General features: G+C 36.7%; 1 protein-coding gene. It reads right to left on the bottom strand.

Annotated features, from left to right (window positions below; genetic code table 11):
- Nucleotides 1–509: response regulator transcription factor (locus AC1DJR_RS33140; RefSeq protein ID WP_477004585.1), on the bottom strand; the 509-nt coding region annotated here is incomplete at both ends.

Here is a 509-nt window from a genome sequence, read left to right as displayed (position 1 = left end):
GTATTCGATGTCTGTTTGATACCCCCAAATCTTTTCGATTAAATCATCTCGACTGTAGGCACGGTTTGTATTTTGTAAAAATAGTCCGAGTAACGAAAATTCAATAGGAGTTAGTGAGATTTTTTCATTATAAACTGTAACAGTATGTTTCGTTTTATCCCACTCAATACCATTGAAGCTAACAAAGCTATCTTTCTTTGTGCGACGTAATATAGCCTCGATTCGCGCGACTAATACATGTTCATCGAATGGTTTTGTAATATAGTCATCTGCTCCCATRGTCAGRCCTTTGACCATATCATAATTTTGGTTGCGAGCTGTTAGCATAATAATTGGAACGTTGGAAATTTGACGGATTTGATAGCAAGTATCCCACCCATCCATATTCGGCATCATAACATCTAATAAAATAATATCGAAGTCCTTTTGTTCGATTAATTCTAGCGCTTCAAGGCCAGAAGTAGCTTTCATACAAAAATAGCCACGAGGGCTTAAGAACAGATCTAACA

This window comes from Bacillus sp. 05T31, assembly GCF_056396725.1.
Note: the sequence above shows the minus strand (reverse complement) of the source record. Positions and strands in the feature narration are given on the sequence as shown.